Genomic DNA, 16,535 nt, shown 5'->3' with positions numbered 1-16,535 from the left:
TCACAGCCGCCCCCGAACCACCCACGCCCGCAGCGCATCCGCGAGCAACAGCGCGAGCGTGATCGCCGCACCCGTCACCGCGACCACCGAGACGATGACCGACGCGTCCCGATCGGTGACCGAACTCGCCAGCACCGACCCGATACCGGGATAGTTGAAGATCGTCTCCACCACCAGCGCCCCGCCCAGCAGCATCCCGGCCGAGGTCACCAGCGAGGCCACGATGGTGGGCGCGGCGAGCGGCAGAATGTGGTGCGTCATGATCCGGCGCGGCGGCAGGCCGTCGAGTTCGGCCGCGTGCACGTGCGGCAGCGCCGCGGCTTCGGCCAGAGCCGCACGCGTGACGCGAATGTTCCAGCCCGACTGCGGAATTGCCAACGCCAGCACCGGCAGCACGAGCATCGACCACTGCGCGGGCCGCCCCGCGTGATCGGCCTGCGTCACCGCCGGAAACCACCCCGCGCCGAGCGAGAACACGAACACCAGCAGGGTCGCGATGACGAATTCGGGTATCGCGATCACCATCGTCGTGGCCGGGCCCAGCACCCGCGCCACCGGACCGCGCGGCCGCATCGTCCACCACGCTCCCCCGGCCAGCGCCGCGAGCGCGGTCACCGCCAGCGCCAGCCCGCCGAGCAGCAGCGTGTTCGGAAACTTGGTGTCCAGCAACGCGTTGATGGACGTACCGCGCACGGTCGTACCGAAATCGCCGGTGCACAATCCGCCCAACCACGACGCGAACCGCACCGGCAGCGGACGATCCAGTCCCAGCGCGTGCTCGCGGGCGGCGATCTGCGCGGGTGTGGCATCGCGCCCCAGGACCGCGGCCACACCGTTGCCCGGCAGCAGATCGACCGCCGCCCACACCACGAACAGCACGACCAGCAGGGTCAGCAGACGCTGCCCCACCACCCGCAGCACACCGAATCCGGCGCGTCGGCGACGCGCTGATCCGGCCCGCACGGCGGTCGTCACGCCGACATCCACGCCTTCTCCAGCTGCACCCGGCCGTATCCGGCCAACCGCGGCAGTCCGTGCACGGCCGAGGACGCGACGTCGACACCGTCGGCGGTCCCCCACACCAGATATCCGCCGCGCTCGTATTCGATCCGTTGCAGGGTGTGGCTGGCGGCGGTGTAGGTGGCCTCGTCGTGCGCGTTCAACGCCGACAGGTAGGTGGCGTCGAATTCCGGGTCCTTGAAACCGGATTCGTTCCATTTCGTGCCGGAGTACATGGTCTTGCTGGCGAAGAAGATCACCGAATCGTTGGTGCCCCAATTCGCCGTGTACAGCGGGGCTTTGAGCCAGGTCTGGTCGTAGAAGACGTTCGCGTCCTGGGTGACGACCTCGAGATTCACGCCGATGTCCTTCGCCTGATTCGCGAACACCTTCGCGAAGTCGACCTCACCGGCGGCCTCCTCCTTGGTGAACAGCTGATATCTGGCCGAGGTGTCGAAACCCGCCTGTGCGAGAAGCGCTTTCGCGCGCGGGACATCCCGGCCGCGGCGTGCGAGAGTCTTGTCGTAGGTCGGATCACCCGTGCCGAGAACGTCGTTCGCCACCGTGCCGTAGCCGGAGGTGATCTGTTTGACCAACTCCTCCCGATCGGCCGCCAGCCGCAGCGCCTGCCGCACCCGCGCATCGGCGAACGGCCCGTCCGAGGTGCGCATCACCAGCGGGATGACCACGTCGTTCGGGCGGCGGACCACCGTCAGATTCGAGCGGGTCCGCGCCGTACGCCCGGCCACCGCACCCACATTCGACGCGAGATCGATCTGCCCGGCCAGGATCGCGTTGGTCATCGCGGTCGTGCTGTCGAACCGCTGCACCTCGATCGCGTCCAGCAGCGGCGCACCGCCGTGCCAGCGCTCGTTGCGGACCAGTCGCGCATTGCCGTCGTTGAAGGATTCGAGCCGGAACGGACCGGTGCCGATCGGGTTGGTGAAATCGGTGGCGCCCTGTTTGACGGTGAACGTCATCAACCGCAGCAGCAGCGGCAGGTCGCGATTCGGCGAGGCCGTGGTCAACCGCACCGCGGACGGCCCGTCGGCGGTGACGTCCTGCGCCGAGACCACGGGAACCTTTGTCTCCCCGGCGATCTCGTGCAGCCGCCGCAGCGACCACTCGACATCCGCCGACGTCACCGGCGACCCGTCGTGGAAGGTGGCCCCGGCCGCCAGCTCGAACCGCCACACTCGCGGATCGTCCAGTTGCGTCCAGCGCGACGCCAGCCGCGGGGCGGTGTTCGGATTCGCGCCCGGCACCGTCAACGCGTCGAAAACCAGTGACAGGATGAGGAAATCACTGTCATTGCTCAGGGTCTGATGCGGATCGCGTTCGATCTTCGACGGCTGCCCCAGCGCACCGATGCGCAGGGTGCCACCCGAACGCGGCTGTCCCTCACCTCCGGCCCCGGAACCGCAGGCCGCCAACGCAAGAGCGGCACCCGCACCAGCCAAACCGACACCCAGCAACCGCCGCCGAGACAGACTCACCACACTCCCCCTCACCACAGAGAATATTGGCGAGCATAACCTAACTTGGCGGGTCGCGGAGGCGGGTTGCACTCATCCGCAGCTCAGTCGACGGGTTGCCGCGGGAGCGAACGAGCGGCCAGGTCGAAGGCGCGGCACTCGCGGGCACGGTCGAGGAGATCGGCGAACGCGGCCTCGATCGCCTCGCGCGGGGCGGGCGCGCCGGACCGGTTCAGCAGGCGATGCCGGGCCAGCGGCCACCAGGCGGGCAGGGTGGTGAGGTAACGATCGGCGACCTCGACCGGAAGGGCGCGGATCACGTACCGCCCCAAGGCCGTTGTCCGCGGCTCACCGGGATCGGCACGGGACAGGTCCGCGTAGGCGGCCCGACCGATGTATCGCGCCAGACCGTCCGGCACGCGCACGGTCGAGATGTCCTCCGGAACATCTGCCGCACAGGATGATTCGCTGCCACGGCAGATCGAGAGAGCGAGCAGATCACGAAAATGCTTGCCGAACAAGGCATACCGGCCGGTCCGCAGATAGAAGCGCGCACCCAGGACGACCGACAGCTCCCGCACGGCATCCTCGAGCAGTCGCGGCACCACCACGGCCGCCGCCGCGGCGTGCGTACCGCCGATCTCCGGCGCGGTGTCCAGCAGATGCGCGGTGCCGCGGGAGATCAGCTCCGCGAGTTGCAGATCCGCGTACGCCTGAGCCAATGTCGCACGGGCGTGCGGCAGGTCGAGTACGCGGCCACCGTAGAGGTGACGGTCGGCGGCGAACCCGAGCACCTCGAACAGCGCGGCGTCGACCGGGCCGAGGGCGGCCGCCACGGACAGCAGTCGGCGGACTCGCCGCGCGATCCGCAGTGCGTCCGGGCCGGGCGTCAGCGCATCGTCCGTACCGACCGCACAGTGGTCGAATCGCAACTCCCCCACCCGGCAGCCGTGTAACCCGAGTGTCCGATGACATACCGGCACAACCGATCCCGGATGCCGATACCCGTCGACGAGATGCGCCGACACCCCACCGGCCGCGTCCTCGGCGAAGACCAGAACCTCCCGGGCACGGTCGGCATCGATGACCAGCGTCACCGTACCGTCGAGCACACCGGATCCGGACCGCACCCGAATTCCGTTGCCGTAGGCGGGATCCGAACCGTCACCGAACGCGGTCGTGAAACGTCCACGCGCCGACAGCGACTCGGCCACGCGACGCCGCTGCTCCGACGTACCGAGCGCGAAGACCGCCGCGGCGCTCGCACCGGGCTCCACCACCTGCGCGACCGTCAGCGCGACGTCGAACCGCGACAGCGGCCGCATCCGGTCCAGCAGCCGATCGAAACCCTCGAAGGCCCCGCCCGCCGCGACCGGAATCAGTTCGGCCGCGAACCCCATCCCGTCGAGCATTTCCTCTGCGCCGTAGACGATTTCGCGGCGCTCGTCGGCGGCCAGCAGCTCCGGCGCGCGGAACCGGTTGGCCGGATCATGCGGATCGCCCAGCAGGGTGTCCAGATCCAGCGATACGGTTTCGATGTGTCGGGTCATCTCAACGGCCTACCTTCGTGCGGGCGCGGAACAGGAACGAGATCGGCTCACCGGCGCCGACCTGGTCACGCAGGATCCGCGCGGCCCGCTCCCGCACCGATGTGGGCAGTGGACGCCGGGCTCCGAGCCGCTCGCACAGCGCGTGCAGGGCCAGACGCAGCCACAGCGCGTCGGTCCAGAGTTCGTCCTCGGCGAACATCGGATCGTCGCGGTTGTTCACCCACAGGTGAACCGCGGCGGCGGCGCCCATCAGCACGCACAGCCGGGCCGCGGCGGTGAACGCCTCGGCGGGAGTGGACACCGCGTGCCGGTCCAGCGCACGGGTCGTCTCGGTCAGCTCGGTCAGGGCCGCGCGCAGCTGATCCACCTCCGCCGCGACCAGGGCGTGGTCCTCGCCCAGGCGCTCGAGCGCGTCGGGTAGCCCCGCGAGCACCCCGGCGCCACGTCGCGGACGCAACGTCAGCCGGTCGCCGTCGAAATCGGGCAGCGGCTGCGCGAGCGTGGTGCACACCCGCAAACCCTCGAGATCCTCGGCCGTGCGTTCGGGACTGCGCCACAGCAGAATCGGGAAGTTGCTGATCAGCGCGTGCAGATTCACCAGGGTGTTGCCGTCGAAGAGGGAGACGATCCGATGGTCGCGCTCGACCTTGGCCATGGTGCCGCCGGTACCGTGCCCGGCCACCAGCGCCCACGGCCCGAGCTGCCGCCGCAAATCGCGGATCAGATCCTCGACGATCGTCGGGACCAGGTATTTCACCGCCGCCGACAGTGCCGCCTGATCCCCGGGCAGCGCCTGGATACCGCGCGCGGCCACGGTCGCCAGCGCCTCGCCCGCCAACTGCGCCGCGAATCCGTCCACCGGTAGCTCGCCGGATTCGGAAACGGCAAGTGCCAGTGCGTGATCGGCCGCCCCGAGCGACAGATACGCGCACATGGTGCGGGTCGATTGCAGTGCGCGAGCGACGATTTCGAGACCGTGCCCGTCGGCGCCGACCCGGGCGTCGGCGGGCACGGTCAGCCCGCGCGCACGGAACCCGCTGATGTCCGCGCCCCGGATGCCGTGCGTCGATTCCTTTGCCAGCGCGGTGAATTCGTCCGGACGCACGGTCCGCTTGTCGATCAGGAACAGACCGAATCCGCCGAATCCGCCACCCTGTCCGGTGCGGGCCAGCACGCACACCACCCCGCCCTTGGACGCGTTGTTGATCAGCCACTTCTCGCCGTCGAGCCGATATCCGCCCTCGACCGGTTCCGCGCACATCTCACCGGAGGTCAGATCGCTGCCGTGATCACGTTCGGTCAGTGCCCACGACACCGGAACGCCGCGCGCGATGATCTCGGCGAGCCACCGCTGCTGGGCGTCGGTCCCGGCGATCCAGGTGCACACCGCGCCGAGATAGGTCTTGCCGTGCGCCACCGCGACGGTCACGTCGTGCCGGGCCATGGTGCGGGTCAGGCGCGCGGAACTCTCGTAGTCCGCGAGCGCGCCGCCCAGTGTGGAGGGAATATAGAATCTCTGAATACCCAAGGCGTTCAAGCGATCCCAGATCGCGACCGGGAACGCGTCGGCCTCGTCGTCGGCCTCGATCCGGAGCTGGCCGAACTCCGCCAGCATCGCCCGCAACCGCGCGTCGGTCTCGAGCAGTTCCGCATCGTGTCCCGTGGTGAGCGTCATCGATCCATCTCCTGCTCGTAGGCGGTCCGGAGTCTGCGGCGGGCCCGGGTGAACGCGCTCTCGGCCGATTTGTGCGAAATCGCCAGTTCACACGCCGCTTCGGCGGTGCTCAGCCCCGACGCGCGCGCGAGCAGCACCTCCCGTTCGCGCGTGCCCAGCCGCTCCACGTATCCCAGCAGCCACCGGCCCGCCGCGCGTTCACAGATCCGGTATTCGGCCGATTCGGCCTGCGCGATCGCGCCGCCCTGCCAGGAGCGGCGGGCCAGATTCGCATCGCGCGTGCTGCGCCGCAGGCTGTCGACGCACAGGCGCAGGGTCACGGTGGTCAGCAGGGCAGAGAGCCTGGTCTCGTCGAGCCGATCGTAGGTCGCCACCCGGATCATGGCCTCCTGCACGCAGTCCTCGGCGTCCCCACCCGCACCGAGCCGCCCGCGCGCCAATCCGAGCAACCGCTCCCGTTCCCGCAGGACGATCGCCCATCGGTGCGGAATTCCATAGTCGCACAATGGTTCTGACATCAACCCCTCCGAACTTGTCGAACTGCCGTCCAGCCTGTCCGGTCCGGTTGGGGTTTTTCTTGATCGCGCAACGTCACCGCTGACGCCCGGTATCCGCCGTCCCGATCCATCCAATTCCAGACTTGCTCAACCGAACTCGCACCCCGCGTGCCCCCGGAAGTGCGGTTTGACAGCCCTGTTACACGCAGGTAGGAAAGACTTCGACGCCCAGCGACGGGGGGAACCGCAATCGACGATCACGTGATACAGTCGCACGCCCCGCATCCGGACGCACCCGCGGCCGGCGACCCGAATACCGCCGATCCGCGATGGCACGTCCGGCTGCTGGGCCGGGTCGCCCTGCTGCGGGATGCCTGCGAAATCGACCTCGGCCCCGCTCGTCAACGCTGCGTCTTCGCCGCGCTGGCAACCAGTCCGAACACCGTGGTGATGCCCGAGGATCTGGTCGAAAGAGTCTGGGGCACAACGGCGCCCGACTCGGCGCGCAATCTGCTGCACACCTATATCTCACGCCTGCGCCGCGCGGTCGGCCCCGCCGCGCAGCAACTGGCCGTGCATCGGCGGTTCGGCGGCTACCTGCTCGACATCGACCCGGACGCGGTCGATGTGCACCGCTTCCGGCGACTCGTGGCCGACGCCACCGAGGCCGAGAGCGGCTTCCTCACCGAGGCGGCACGACTGCTGCGCGCGGCGACCGCGCAGTGGCAGGGTGTCGCGCTCGAGGACGTCTCGAGCCCCTGGGCCGACCGGACCCGCGCGCAGCTGGACTCCGAACGACTCGCCGCGCTCGTGCAGTGCCACCGCTACGAGCTGGACCTGCGTCCACCGGGCGAATTGATCGACGAACTCACCGATCTGGCGCACACCCACCCCGACAACGAACCGGTCGTCCGGAATGTGATGACGGCGCTGGCCCGCACCGGACAGCGCGAGGCGGCACTGGAATTCTACGAGGCGCTGCGACGTCAGCTCGACGATCGGCTCGGCATCACGCCCTCGCAGCAGACCCGCGAACTGCGTCAGCGCATCGACCGGCATCCCGCGCCGCACCCGGCAGCCATCATCGGCGCGACAGCGCAAGTCCCACACCAACTTCCACGCAGCACCCGGTTCGTCGGCCGCGAGCACGAACTCGCGGCGCTGGGCGGGCATCGCGAACCGGCCGCCATGCCGCCGATCCGGATCATCGCCGGGCCGCCCGGAATCGGGAAGACCGCGTTGGCGATGCACTGGTCACATCAGGTGGCCGATCGTTTCCCCGGCGGCCAGATCTTCCTGGACCTGCGTGGCAGCACCGCCGCGCCGCCGCGGGTCGGCACCGACGAGTTGCTGCGGTTCATCATGTGGAGTGTCGGACACACCCGGTGCGACGGCGATCTCGAGGCCGACTACGCGACGGCGCTGGCGAACAGCCGGCTGCTGATCGTGCTGGACGACGTCGCCGACGCCGATATCGTCCGGGCGGTCCAGTTGCCCGCGGCGGTCACCGTGCTGGCCACCGTGCGTGACACGTCGATCCTCGACGGGTCCGATACCGTCCGGCGCATGCGGCGAATCCATCTGACCGGCCTGTCCCCGCAGGAGTCCACCCACCTGCTGACCACGATCCTGGGCGTCGACCGGGTCGAGACCGAACCCGAGGCGGTGGCCCGGATCGTGCGGACCTGCCGAGGTCTGCCCAGCGCGCTGACCGAGATCGCCGGACAGGCGATCGCGCGCCCCCGGGTGCCGCTCGCCGAACTCGCGCCGGCGGACGAACGCTAGCGACGAAAACTACCGCGCCAGACGGACGGCCCCGAACAAGCCGTCCACCTCGCGCATACTCTCCCGCAACGCCTGCTCCGGATCCGCGGCCCGCGCGACGCCCATCGCCGTCTCGCACAGCGCGCCGTACAGCAGCCGCGCCAACGCCGGGACCGAATGCGCGCCGATATCACCGGTGGCGACCGCCCGCGCGACGCCCTCCTCCATCATCCGCAGGCAGTCACCGCCCAGCTCGCGCATATCCTCCCAGCCCAGTGCGCCCGGGGCGTCCATGAGATTGATCCGCTGCACGTCCGGTTCCAGCACCTCGTCGAGGAATGCCTTGGCCCCGATCAGCACCGCGCCCCAGGCGTCCGAGGCCGTGGCCGGATCCTTCGCCGCGGCGGCGTAGGCACGCACGACGCGCGCGGCGATCCGCTCCTGTTCCTTCTCATAGACCGCACGGAACAGGAGTTGTTTACTGCCGAAATGGTGATAGAGGGCGCCCTTGCTCAGCTGGGCGGCCTCGCACACCGCGTCCAGCGAGGTGGCGGCATAACCGTTGCGGGCGAACAGATCCCGCGCAGCACCGAGCAGATCCGCGACCGTCTCGTCGGCGCGGGCGCGTGGTGAACTCCACGGTTTGCGCTGCTGGGTTGTCGGCATGATCGACCACGTACTCCTCGCCACGTCGGTACTCCCAGAATACCGGAGCGCCCCCGGCTACACCGGCACGCTCACCCGCTCGGCGAATTCCAGCACCCGTCGCCAGGCATCGGCGGAGGCGTCGGCGAACTCCGAGCGTTTACTGTCGAAGAAGCTGTGCGGTGCACCGGGATACGTCACCACCTCGTGCTCGACCCCGGCCGTGGTCAGCGCCTTCTCGAAATCCTCGACGTCGGCGGCGGGGATGCCCGGATCGTCCCCGGCCATCAGCGCCAGCACCGGGGCGCGCAGTTCCGCGGCCCGCGCCGTGGGACCGGGTGCGCCGTCGTTGCCGGCGGCGGGCCAGCAGTAGAACCCGATCACCCCGGCAGGCGCGATCGGACCCGTCGCGGCCAGTACCGCGATGCGGCCGCCGATGCAGAATCCGGCGGTCAGGACGAACCGGGACGAACCGCCCTCGGGTGAGCGCAGGTACTCCACCGCCGCGGCCAGATCCGCGTAGATACCGCGCGGGTTCAGCGTGGCCAGATGTTCGGCGTACGGAAAGTCCTTCGCGCGCTGGGCAACTCCCGCCGAACGGCCGTAGTAGTCGATGACGATCGCGCGAATTCCCCGCTCCGCGAACCGTTTCGCCAACTCGGTGTAGAACCCGTACAGCCCACGCAGATCCGGCAACACGACAACGGCGGTCTCCGTATCACCTTCGGGCTCGGCGACGAAGGCCGCGAACCGATTACCGTCCGCGGCAACGAGTTCCAGATCACGCGAGACGATCGACGCGTCCGGATCGGCCGGGATGGGTGGCACCGCATCCTCGTCGAAGCACATATCTCTCCCTTCTCGCCCGCCCGGTCGGCGGGAGTCTCATCCGGCGGGCAGATCGGTCAGCGCGAACGGCACCCGGAACGGCGGCAGGCCCGTGCCCTGGACCCGATACCGTTGCCACAGATCGCATTCGGCGATGGTGCCGTTCGCGGTCCCCGCGGCGGTCCACACCTCGACCGGCAGCGCCCGCTCCCCCACCAGCTCGGTCAGGCCCGGATGCGCCTCGACCCGCCCGTACCAGCGGTAGCGGCCGTCCAACGGCTGGAAGACCCCGCCGAGGTGGACGGTGACCGAGAAGGTCAGCCCCGCCACCTCGAGCAGCGCGGGGCCGTCGTATCCGTCGTCCGTCTCGCTCATGCGGACAGCCAGCCCGCGTCCCGCCACACCTTCTCGGACTTGCCGCCGATCAACCCGATCGACTTGTAGTACGGCGCAATACGTTCCGCACCGTACGCGCCGTTGGCCTTGCCGATCGGATTGTCCCGCCCGGCGGCGACCGCGACCGCGGGATCGATCCCGGCCCGCTCGTACATCAGCGGGTTGTAGCGGTCCCGCCGGATCGTCTTGACGATCCCGGCCAGGAAATTGCGCAGCAGTTCGAGTCTGCGCGGCGACAGCGTCGGCACGAAACGCTCCAATTCCGTTCTGGCGAAGGTGATGTGGCGCGCCTCCTCCACCACGTGGATCCGTGCGACGGTACGCACCAGCGGCTGCACGGTCTCGTCCGCGGCCTGCTCGCGCTGGAACCGGTCGAAGAACTCCTCGGTCAGCAGCAGCATCGCCCACAGCGCGGGCAGCGGGGCGAAGGTCTTGAGCAGCAGGCCGTTTCGCTGCGTCTTGGGTGCGATCGGATACCACTGCGCGCCGACCTTCTCCACCAACCGGGTGAACATGATCATGTGCCGGACCTCGTCGGCGATCTCGGTCAGCGCGAACTGCACCTGCGGGCTGGTCACATCGCGCTTGTAGGCGTATCGGGCCACCAGCTGCAACAGAATCAGCTCGGTCCACACCCCCGAGGCGAGCGAGGCCGCGAGCTCCTCGCGGGAGAGCAGCACCTGCTGTTCGTGGCTCAGCGATTCGTACAGATCGGTGCCGTACAACGAGATCCGCTTCTCCGGCAGGAACCACCTGTCCTCCGCCAGCGGCTGATCCCAGTCCACGTCGACCCGTGGATCGTAGGAATGCCGCGCCGAGGCGACCAGCAGCTGACCGGCCTTCTTGGTCTGCCAGGCGAGCGGATCCTCGCGCTCGGGCTTGTTCACGACTTCGGTCATGGTTGACTCCTCATTCTCCCGATACCGTCGGCGCCACCAGGGCGTGCACGTCGACGGTGACTTCGGTGCGCACCGGATGCCCGGCCAGGATCTCCACCAGATAGCGGGCGGCCAGCGCACCGAACAGATGCGACGCGTACACCAGCTGGGGGATGCTGTATTCGGGTTCCTCGCGGTGCGCGCGGATATCGGCGATCAGATCGGCCGGGACGATCTCGCGCGGAATCAGCCGCAACAGCAACTGCCACAACGATTCCCGGCCCAGCTCGGACTCCTCCACCTGCCCGCCCAGCGGCTCGAGCGAGGTGTCGCGGTAGTCGTGGAAGCGCACGAACTGGGTCCCGGACAGGTCGTATCCGCTGACCACCGGACGCCCCTGTCGCGCGGCCTCGACGTGCAGCAGATATTTGGCCCGCCAGCCCGAGACCGTCGTCACATCCACCCCGTCGACGATCGCGTCCGCGTCCTCGACGAGGGCGCCGATGTTCTCCGGCCCGACGCCCGAAGTCACCACGCGCACATCGGCATACGGGTTGATCGCGCGGACCCGCTGCGCGGCGACCTCGGCCTTGTTGCGGCCGATGTCCTCGACGGTGGCGCTCTGCCGGTTCAGGTTGTTCAGCTCGTAGGTGCCCGGTTCGGCCAGGATGAACCGTTCGGCGCCCAGGCGGGCGAGCGGTTCGACGGTCGCGCCGCCGGTCGAACCGCAGCCCGCCACGAGGATGCGCGCGGTGCGCAACGCCCGCTGCGCGTCGGCGTCGATCAGACCCCGATTACGTTCGGTGAGATCGGCATAGAACTGTTCGGGTGCGATGGCGATGGTCATATCCGAATCCTCCGGATGGTGCCCTGGACATGGTTGACGACGTGTTTGAATCCGGCCAGCGGGTTGTCCATCGCCAGTGCCTCGTCCAGTCGAGTCACCAACGCGCCCAACCGATCCGGCTCCGGGATGGCGGCCACGAACGGTTTGACCACCGCGCGCTCGACGTAGGCCGGGGCGAGCAGATCGTCCTCCGGCAGCCACGGGCTGGTGCCCTCGAGCACGATGATCTCGCGCAGGCTGCGCGAGAGACGCTGGATGGCCAGCCCCTCCTCGCCGTCGCCCACCAGGTATTTCACACTGGGCCGCAGCAGATGCAGGGTGCTGTAGAACCCGTGCATCAACTCCAGCGACAGCCGCAGCCGCAGATCCAGCGTCTGATCCGGCAGCTGCCCGCGCTGCACCAGCCGCTTGATCTCCCAGATCTCGTCGGTGCCGACCGCCGCGATCCGCGGGATCCGATCGAAAAGCCTTATTCTATGGGCGATTTCGCACGGAAACGGGGTGCGTTCGGGATCCCGGACGGATCGGGGGCGCGGGTCGGCGGTGCCCACGATCGAGACGTACTGCACGATTCCGCCCGAGCGCTCGTCGAGCGAGAGCACGTGGATCTCCTCGCGCTCGGCGGCGATCGGCTCGGCGAACAGCGACCGCTGGAACGCGATCCGCTCGCTGGCCAGCCGGATGCGCAGGTATTGCGCGAGCCGGAATCCGTAGATGCCCAACTGATATCGCTCGGGCAGGTCCGAATGCCGCACGGTCAGCACCGCACGCCCGTCGCCGCGCCGCTGGAAGTACAGCGGCTCGACGTGATCGAGCATGCAGCGCAGGCTCATTCGCTCGTGCATCGCCAGCAGCTCCGCGATGTAGCGGCCGCGGCGGGCATCGGCCGCCGCGGCCACCGGTAACGTCGCGGAGGTCATTGTCTGCGCCCGTACAGCGAGTCGGTGATCGCGAGCGCGAGCACCTCCGGGGTGCCCTCGTAGATGCGGGCGCCGAAGGATTCGCGGACCAGTTTCTCGAGTCCGTACTCCCGGCAGTACCCGCGCGCGCCGACGATCGACATCGCCTCCTCGGCCACCTCGATCGCGGCCCGATCGGCGAACAGTTTCGCCACCGCCGCGCCGAAAACCGGTGCGGGCAACATGTTTTCGGCCTGATAAGCGGCTTGCAGGTAGAGCAGCCGGGACGCCTCCACCTTCGCGGCCATCTCGGCGAGCTTGCGCGCGGTGAACTGCTGTTCGGACAGCGGCTTGCCGCCCTGCACCCGTTCCCCGGCCCAGTCCTTGGCGATGTCGAACGCGCCGCGCGCGACCCCGGTCGAGATCGCCGCGACGATCGTGCGGGCCTGGTTGGACTGGACGTTCAGATAGCCCCAGCCGTTCGCCTCGCCGAAGACGATGTTCTCCTCCGGCACCCGCACGTCGTGGAATTCCAGGGTGGTGCCCAGGCAGGCCCGATACCCCATCTTGTCCGCGACCGCGCCCCGGACCACACCCGGGTTGTCCAGCGGCACCACGAATACCGTCATGCCGGTGGCGCCCGGGTAGCCCTCCAGGTTGGCGAAGACCGTAGCCCACTGCGCCACTTTTCCATTGGTGATGAAGCGCTTGATTCCGTTGAGTACGAAGTGATCTCCGTCGCGCCGGGCGGTCATCACCTCGGCGGCGTCCGCGGCGTGGGCGGGGATGAGCAGATCGCATCCGGCCACCTCCTCGGTGACCGCGTTGCAGGCCAGCACCGGTTCGTCGCCCAGGAACGGCGGGATGAACCGGGCCTGCAACTGCGGATCACCGGAGAACAGCACCGCCGTCGCCCCGAGCATCGAGGCCCCGAAAATCAGTGCGGTGGAGGCGCATACGGCCGCCAGCTCCTCCATCGCCACCGCGACGCCCAGGACGCCGACGCCGCGGCCGCCCAGTTCCTTCGGAATGGTCAGGCGCAGCAGGCCCAACTCGTGCCCGGCGCGCACGATATCCCAGTCGAAGTCGTCGGCGGCGGCCAGATCGTTGTCCAGGACGCGGGGCCGCAGGCGGGTCCGCGCGAATTCGCGTACCTCGTCCCGCAGCAGCGCGACGTCCTCGGGCAGGGTGAAGATCGAAGGCATGGCCGCGGCGTCGAGGGCATGCAGATCCGACAGCGTCGGGGCGGTGGCGCTCGGCGCGGTCAGGGTCGGTGCGGTGGTCACGGGCCGCTCCCCTTTCGTCGTTCGTCGATTCGTCGATGAGGTTGGGTGTCAGGCGGTCTCGCGCACGGCGGGCGCGATCTCGGTGTAGGCGCGGCACAGCGCGGGCAGTACCGCGCGCAAGCTGCGCAACTGCGCGACCGGGCCCTTCACCGTGAGCTGTCGCGTGACGACGGCCTGCGGGACGGCCAGGCGGCCCAGGAAGATCTCGTGGGCGGTGTCCGGGGTCAACTCGAAGCGCAGCACGGGCCGGCCGGTGGCGCGTTCGTGCGCGCCGTGCGCGTCCAGGAATACCTCGTATTCCGTTCCGGGAGTGATGATCTGCAACGACAGCTGCTGCTCCCGCAGGGTCTGCGCGAGTTCGGGCTCGGCGACCGCGGCCGCGAACGCCCTGCGCAGTGTCGCGGCGGCCTCGGTGCGGGTCTCGTAGTGCGTCTGCTGGTTTTGCTGGAGATCGGCCGCCTGGCTGTTCGTCACGGCGACACCGCCTTTCGTTCCATCCGATATGTTTTTCCCGAGCCCGGCACGATCCGCGCGGATCATCTCCGCGGCGCGCTCGGCGAGCATGACGGTGGGCGCGTGCGTGTGCACACGCGGAATCGCGGGCAGCACCGAGGCATCCACGACCCGCAGGCCGTCGATGCCGTCCACCCGGAAGCGCGGATCCACGACCGCGTCGTCACCGACGCCCATCCGGCAGGTGCCGACCGGGTGGTACAGCGTCTCGGCGTGCAGCCGAATCATCTTCTCCACCACCGCATCCGACTCGTCCAGCGCGCCCGGGGTGAGCGGATCGCCGAGCACCTGCGCGAGCGCGGGCTGCCGCAGCACCCGCTGCGCCAAGCGCACACCGCGCATCAGCACCGCCAGGTCCGCGGCCCCGGCGTCGGACAGGTAGGCCGGGTCGATCCGCGGATGCGCGGCGGGGTCGGCCGAGATCAGCCGGATCCGTCCGGTGCTGTGCGGCTGCAACAGCACCACACCGAGCGTGATCCCGTGTCCCGGAGCCACCTCCCGGCCCGCCACGAACGGCAGCAGCATCCACACCAGTTCGAGATCCGGGGCGGGCAGATCGTCGGTGCTGCGCACGAAGGCCAGCGCCTCGGCGATATTCGAGGTCAACCTGCCGCGGCGTTCGCGCAGATACTGATCCAGCTCCGCGCGCCCGGACTCCACACCGGGTGAGACGGGTTCGCGAGCGGCGAAGGCCAGCGGCACGTACAGGTGATCGGCCAGCGCCTCGCCCACCGCGGGCAGGTGGTGTCGCAGCGCGATATCGTTCTGCCGCAGGTGATCTCGATCACCGATGCCGGAGAGCATGAGCAACTGCGGGCTGCCGATCGCGCCCGCGGCCAGGATCACCTCGCCGGTGACCCGCACCCGACCCGGCCCGCGGTCGGTGTCGTATTCGACGCCGACCGCCCGCCCGCCCTCGATCACCACCCGACGCACCGAGGCGTCGGTGATCACCCGCAGATTCGGCCGCTTCGCCGCGCGGGAGAGGTATCCGTCGGCGGCGCTGTAGCGCCGCCCGTTGCGCTGGGTGGTCCGCACCTGCGCGACGCCCTCGGGCTCGAGTACCCGATCCGGGTCGGCCGGGGCGATACCGGCCTCGGCGCAGGCTGCCAGGAAGCGCGCGGTCGCCGGGCTCGGATCGCGCAGCTCCTCGATCCGCAGCGGCCCGCCCGAGCCGAAATCGCCTGTACCGCAATCACAATCCTCGGCGCGACGCAGATAGGGCAGCACCTCCCGCGCGCCCCAGCCGGACAGACCACCGGCCGCCCAACCGTCGTAGTCGGCGCGGTGCCCACGGGTCCAGATCTGCGCGTTGAGCGAGGAGGAGCCGCCCAGCACCTTGCCGCGCGGCCAGCGCAGCACCCGCCCGCCCAGACCGGGCTGCGGCGTGGTGCCGTAATCCCAGTCCAGCGCGGTGCCGAACAACCGGGGATAGGCCGCCGGAATACTCACCTCGGCGCGCTGGGCCGGGCCGCCCGCCTCCAGCAGCACGACCCGGGCGTCACCGTCGGCGCTGAGCCGGTCGGCCAGCACACAGCCCGCCGAACCGGCCCCGACGATCACATAGTCCGCGGACTCGCTCACTTGGTCTCCAGCGCATCCCGGGCGCCGGCCGCGAGCGCCTTGACGACCTCGGCGGCGAGCGCGGCCTGACCCTCCATCGAGAAATGCACGCCGTCGTCGCTCATCACGGTGGGGCGCAGGCGAACCGGGTGCTCCCACATCTCCACCAGCAGCGCGTGGTGCCGGGCCGCGACGGTCCGGATCCGCTCGTTGAACGCCGCGATCCGATCCCGGAACGGCGCGAGTTCGGGCTGCCGGTCGAACACGTTCGCCACGGTGAACGCGAAGATGTCCGCCCCCTGCTCGCGCAGCGCGGCGTACAGGGTGTCGAGTTCGGCCTCGATGGCGTCGTAATCGGGTTCGGCGACCCACAGATCGTTACCGCCACAGGCGATATTGACCAGATCGGGCCCGAACTCGAGCACCCGCGGCAGCTGCTCGCGCCGCACCTGCTCGCTCTTCACCCCGAGTACACCGGTGTTCAGGTACTCCAGATCCGGTGTGCCCGAACGCAATGCGTCGGCCACCCGCTCGGGCCACGGGGTGTCGGCGTATCCGGCGCTGGGTCCGCCGACGCCCTTGGCGAAGCTGTCCCCGATCACCGCGAACCGCCGCCACGGCGAGTCGCGCAGCAATTCGGCCGCAGCCTTGGGAGCCAGGCACAGCGGGTCCGCGGCCTCGGTCGCCGTGCCCGCACCGTTCACGCTATCGGTCATGACC

Annotated in this window: 15 protein-coding genes; 1 reads left to right on the top strand and 14 read right to left on the bottom strand. The window is 69.5% G+C overall.

The window, feature by feature from the left end; all coding sequences use genetic code 11:
- The 5 genes from NRB20_RS28285 to NRB20_RS28265 all read right to left on the bottom strand — a co-directional run bounded on the left by NRB20_RS28285 (nucleotide 1) and on the right by NRB20_RS28265 (nucleotide 6,217).
- Nucleotides 1-975 carry an ABC transporter permease gene (locus NRB20_RS28285; RefSeq protein WP_319945505.1) on the bottom strand — a complete coding sequence of 325 codons (975 nt, stop codon included), beginning with the start codon at nucleotides 973-975 and terminating at the stop codon, nucleotides 1-3.
- Nucleotides 972-2,495, bottom strand: coding sequence for an ABC transporter substrate-binding protein (locus NRB20_RS28280; RefSeq protein WP_319945504.1), 1,524 nt, complete (start codon nucleotides 2,493-2,495; stop codon nucleotides 972-974). Before NRB20_RS28280 ends, NRB20_RS28285 begins: the two co-directional genes overlap by 4 nt.
- 83 nt (nucleotides 2,496-2,578) lie before the next feature.
- Nucleotides 2,579-4,024, bottom strand: coding sequence for an acyl-CoA dehydrogenase family protein (locus NRB20_RS28275; RefSeq protein ID WP_153414375.1), 1,446 nt, complete (start codon nucleotides 4,022-4,024; stop codon nucleotides 2,579-2,581).
- Between the two features lies 1 nt (nucleotide 4,025).
- Nucleotides 4,026-5,699, bottom strand: a complete 1,674-nt coding sequence (locus NRB20_RS28270) for an acyl-CoA dehydrogenase family protein (RefSeq protein ID WP_153414373.1) — start codon at nucleotides 5,697-5,699, stop codon at nucleotides 4,026-4,028.
- Complete coding sequence (locus NRB20_RS28265; RefSeq protein ID WP_153414371.1) at nucleotides 5,696-6,217, bottom strand: RNA polymerase sigma factor; 522 nt, start codon at nucleotides 6,215-6,217, stop codon at nucleotides 5,696-5,698. Before NRB20_RS28265 ends, NRB20_RS28270 begins: the two co-directional genes overlap by 4 nt.
- Nucleotides 6,218-6,457: 240 nt before the next feature.
- Here NRB20_RS28265 and NRB20_RS28260 point away from each other — a divergent pair, with 240 nt between their 5' ends.
- Nucleotides 6,458-7,981, top strand: coding sequence for an AfsR/SARP family transcriptional regulator (locus tag NRB20_RS28260; RefSeq protein WP_153414369.1), 1,524 nt, complete (start codon nucleotides 6,458-6,460; stop codon nucleotides 7,979-7,981).
- A gap of 9 nt (nucleotides 7,982-7,990) precedes the next feature.
- On the opposite strand, the gene NRB20_RS28255 is transcribed toward NRB20_RS28260, so the two are convergent.
- The 9 genes from NRB20_RS28255 to NRB20_RS28215 are packed head-to-tail and all read right to left on the bottom strand — an operon-like array spanning nucleotide 7,991 to nucleotide 16,531.
- Nucleotides 7,991-8,650 carry a TetR/AcrR family transcriptional regulator gene (locus NRB20_RS28255; RefSeq protein ID WP_319945503.1) on the bottom strand — a complete coding sequence of 220 codons (660 nt, stop codon included), beginning with the start codon at nucleotides 8,648-8,650 and terminating at the stop codon, nucleotides 7,991-7,993.
- Nucleotides 8,651-8,683: 33 nt separating this feature from the next.
- Nucleotides 8,684-9,454, bottom strand: a complete 771-nt coding sequence (locus NRB20_RS28250) for a dienelactone hydrolase family protein (RefSeq protein ID WP_153414367.1) — start codon at nucleotides 9,452-9,454, stop codon at nucleotides 8,684-8,686.
- 36 nt (nucleotides 9,455-9,490) lie between these two features.
- Nucleotides 9,491-9,808: a DUF4873 domain-containing protein gene (locus NRB20_RS28245; RefSeq protein WP_153414365.1), complete on the bottom strand. Its 318-nt coding sequence runs from the start codon at nucleotides 9,806-9,808 to the stop codon at nucleotides 9,491-9,493.
- Nucleotides 9,805-10,728, bottom strand: coding sequence for an AurF N-oxygenase family protein (locus NRB20_RS28240; RefSeq protein WP_153414363.1), 924 nt, complete (start codon nucleotides 10,726-10,728; stop codon nucleotides 9,805-9,807). The genes NRB20_RS28245 and NRB20_RS28240 overlap by 4 nt, the downstream gene beginning before the upstream one ends.
- 10 nt (nucleotides 10,729-10,738) lie before the next feature.
- Nucleotides 10,739-11,554: a ThiF family adenylyltransferase gene (locus tag NRB20_RS28235; RefSeq protein WP_153414350.1), complete on the bottom strand. Its 816-nt coding sequence runs from the start codon at nucleotides 11,552-11,554 to the stop codon at nucleotides 10,739-10,741.
- Nucleotides 11,551-12,474 (bottom strand): hypothetical protein, encoded by a 924-nt coding sequence (locus NRB20_RS28230; protein ID WP_153414347.1) that lies wholly within the window; start codon nucleotides 12,472-12,474, stop codon nucleotides 11,551-11,553. The genes NRB20_RS28235 and NRB20_RS28230 overlap by 4 nt, the downstream gene beginning before the upstream one ends.
- Nucleotides 12,471-13,739, bottom strand: a complete 1,269-nt coding sequence (locus tag NRB20_RS28225) for an acyl-CoA dehydrogenase family protein (protein WP_319945502.1) — start codon at nucleotides 13,737-13,739, stop codon at nucleotides 12,471-12,473. The genes NRB20_RS28230 and NRB20_RS28225 overlap by 4 nt, the downstream gene beginning before the upstream one ends.
- 48 nt (nucleotides 13,740-13,787) lie before the next feature.
- Entirely contained in the window at nucleotides 13,788-15,836 is a 2,049-nt protein-coding gene (locus NRB20_RS39380) for a GMC family oxidoreductase (protein ID WP_319945501.1), read from the bottom strand.
- The gene (locus NRB20_RS28215; RefSeq protein WP_153414345.1) at nucleotides 15,833-16,531 is read right to left on the bottom strand and encodes an SGNH/GDSL hydrolase family protein; all 699 of its coding nucleotides are present in this window, start codon (nucleotides 16,529-16,531) and stop codon (nucleotides 15,833-15,835) included. The genes NRB20_RS39380 and NRB20_RS28215 overlap by 4 nt, the downstream gene beginning before the upstream one ends.
- Nucleotides 16,532-16,535 lie beyond the last annotated feature (4 nt).

It is taken from the genome of Nocardia macrotermitis, assembly GCF_009604405.1.
GTDB classification, from domain to species: domain Bacteria; phylum Actinomycetota; class Actinomycetes; order Mycobacteriales; family Mycobacteriaceae; genus Nocardia; species Nocardia macrotermitis.
This window is presented reverse-complemented; position numbering and strand designations above follow the sequence as displayed.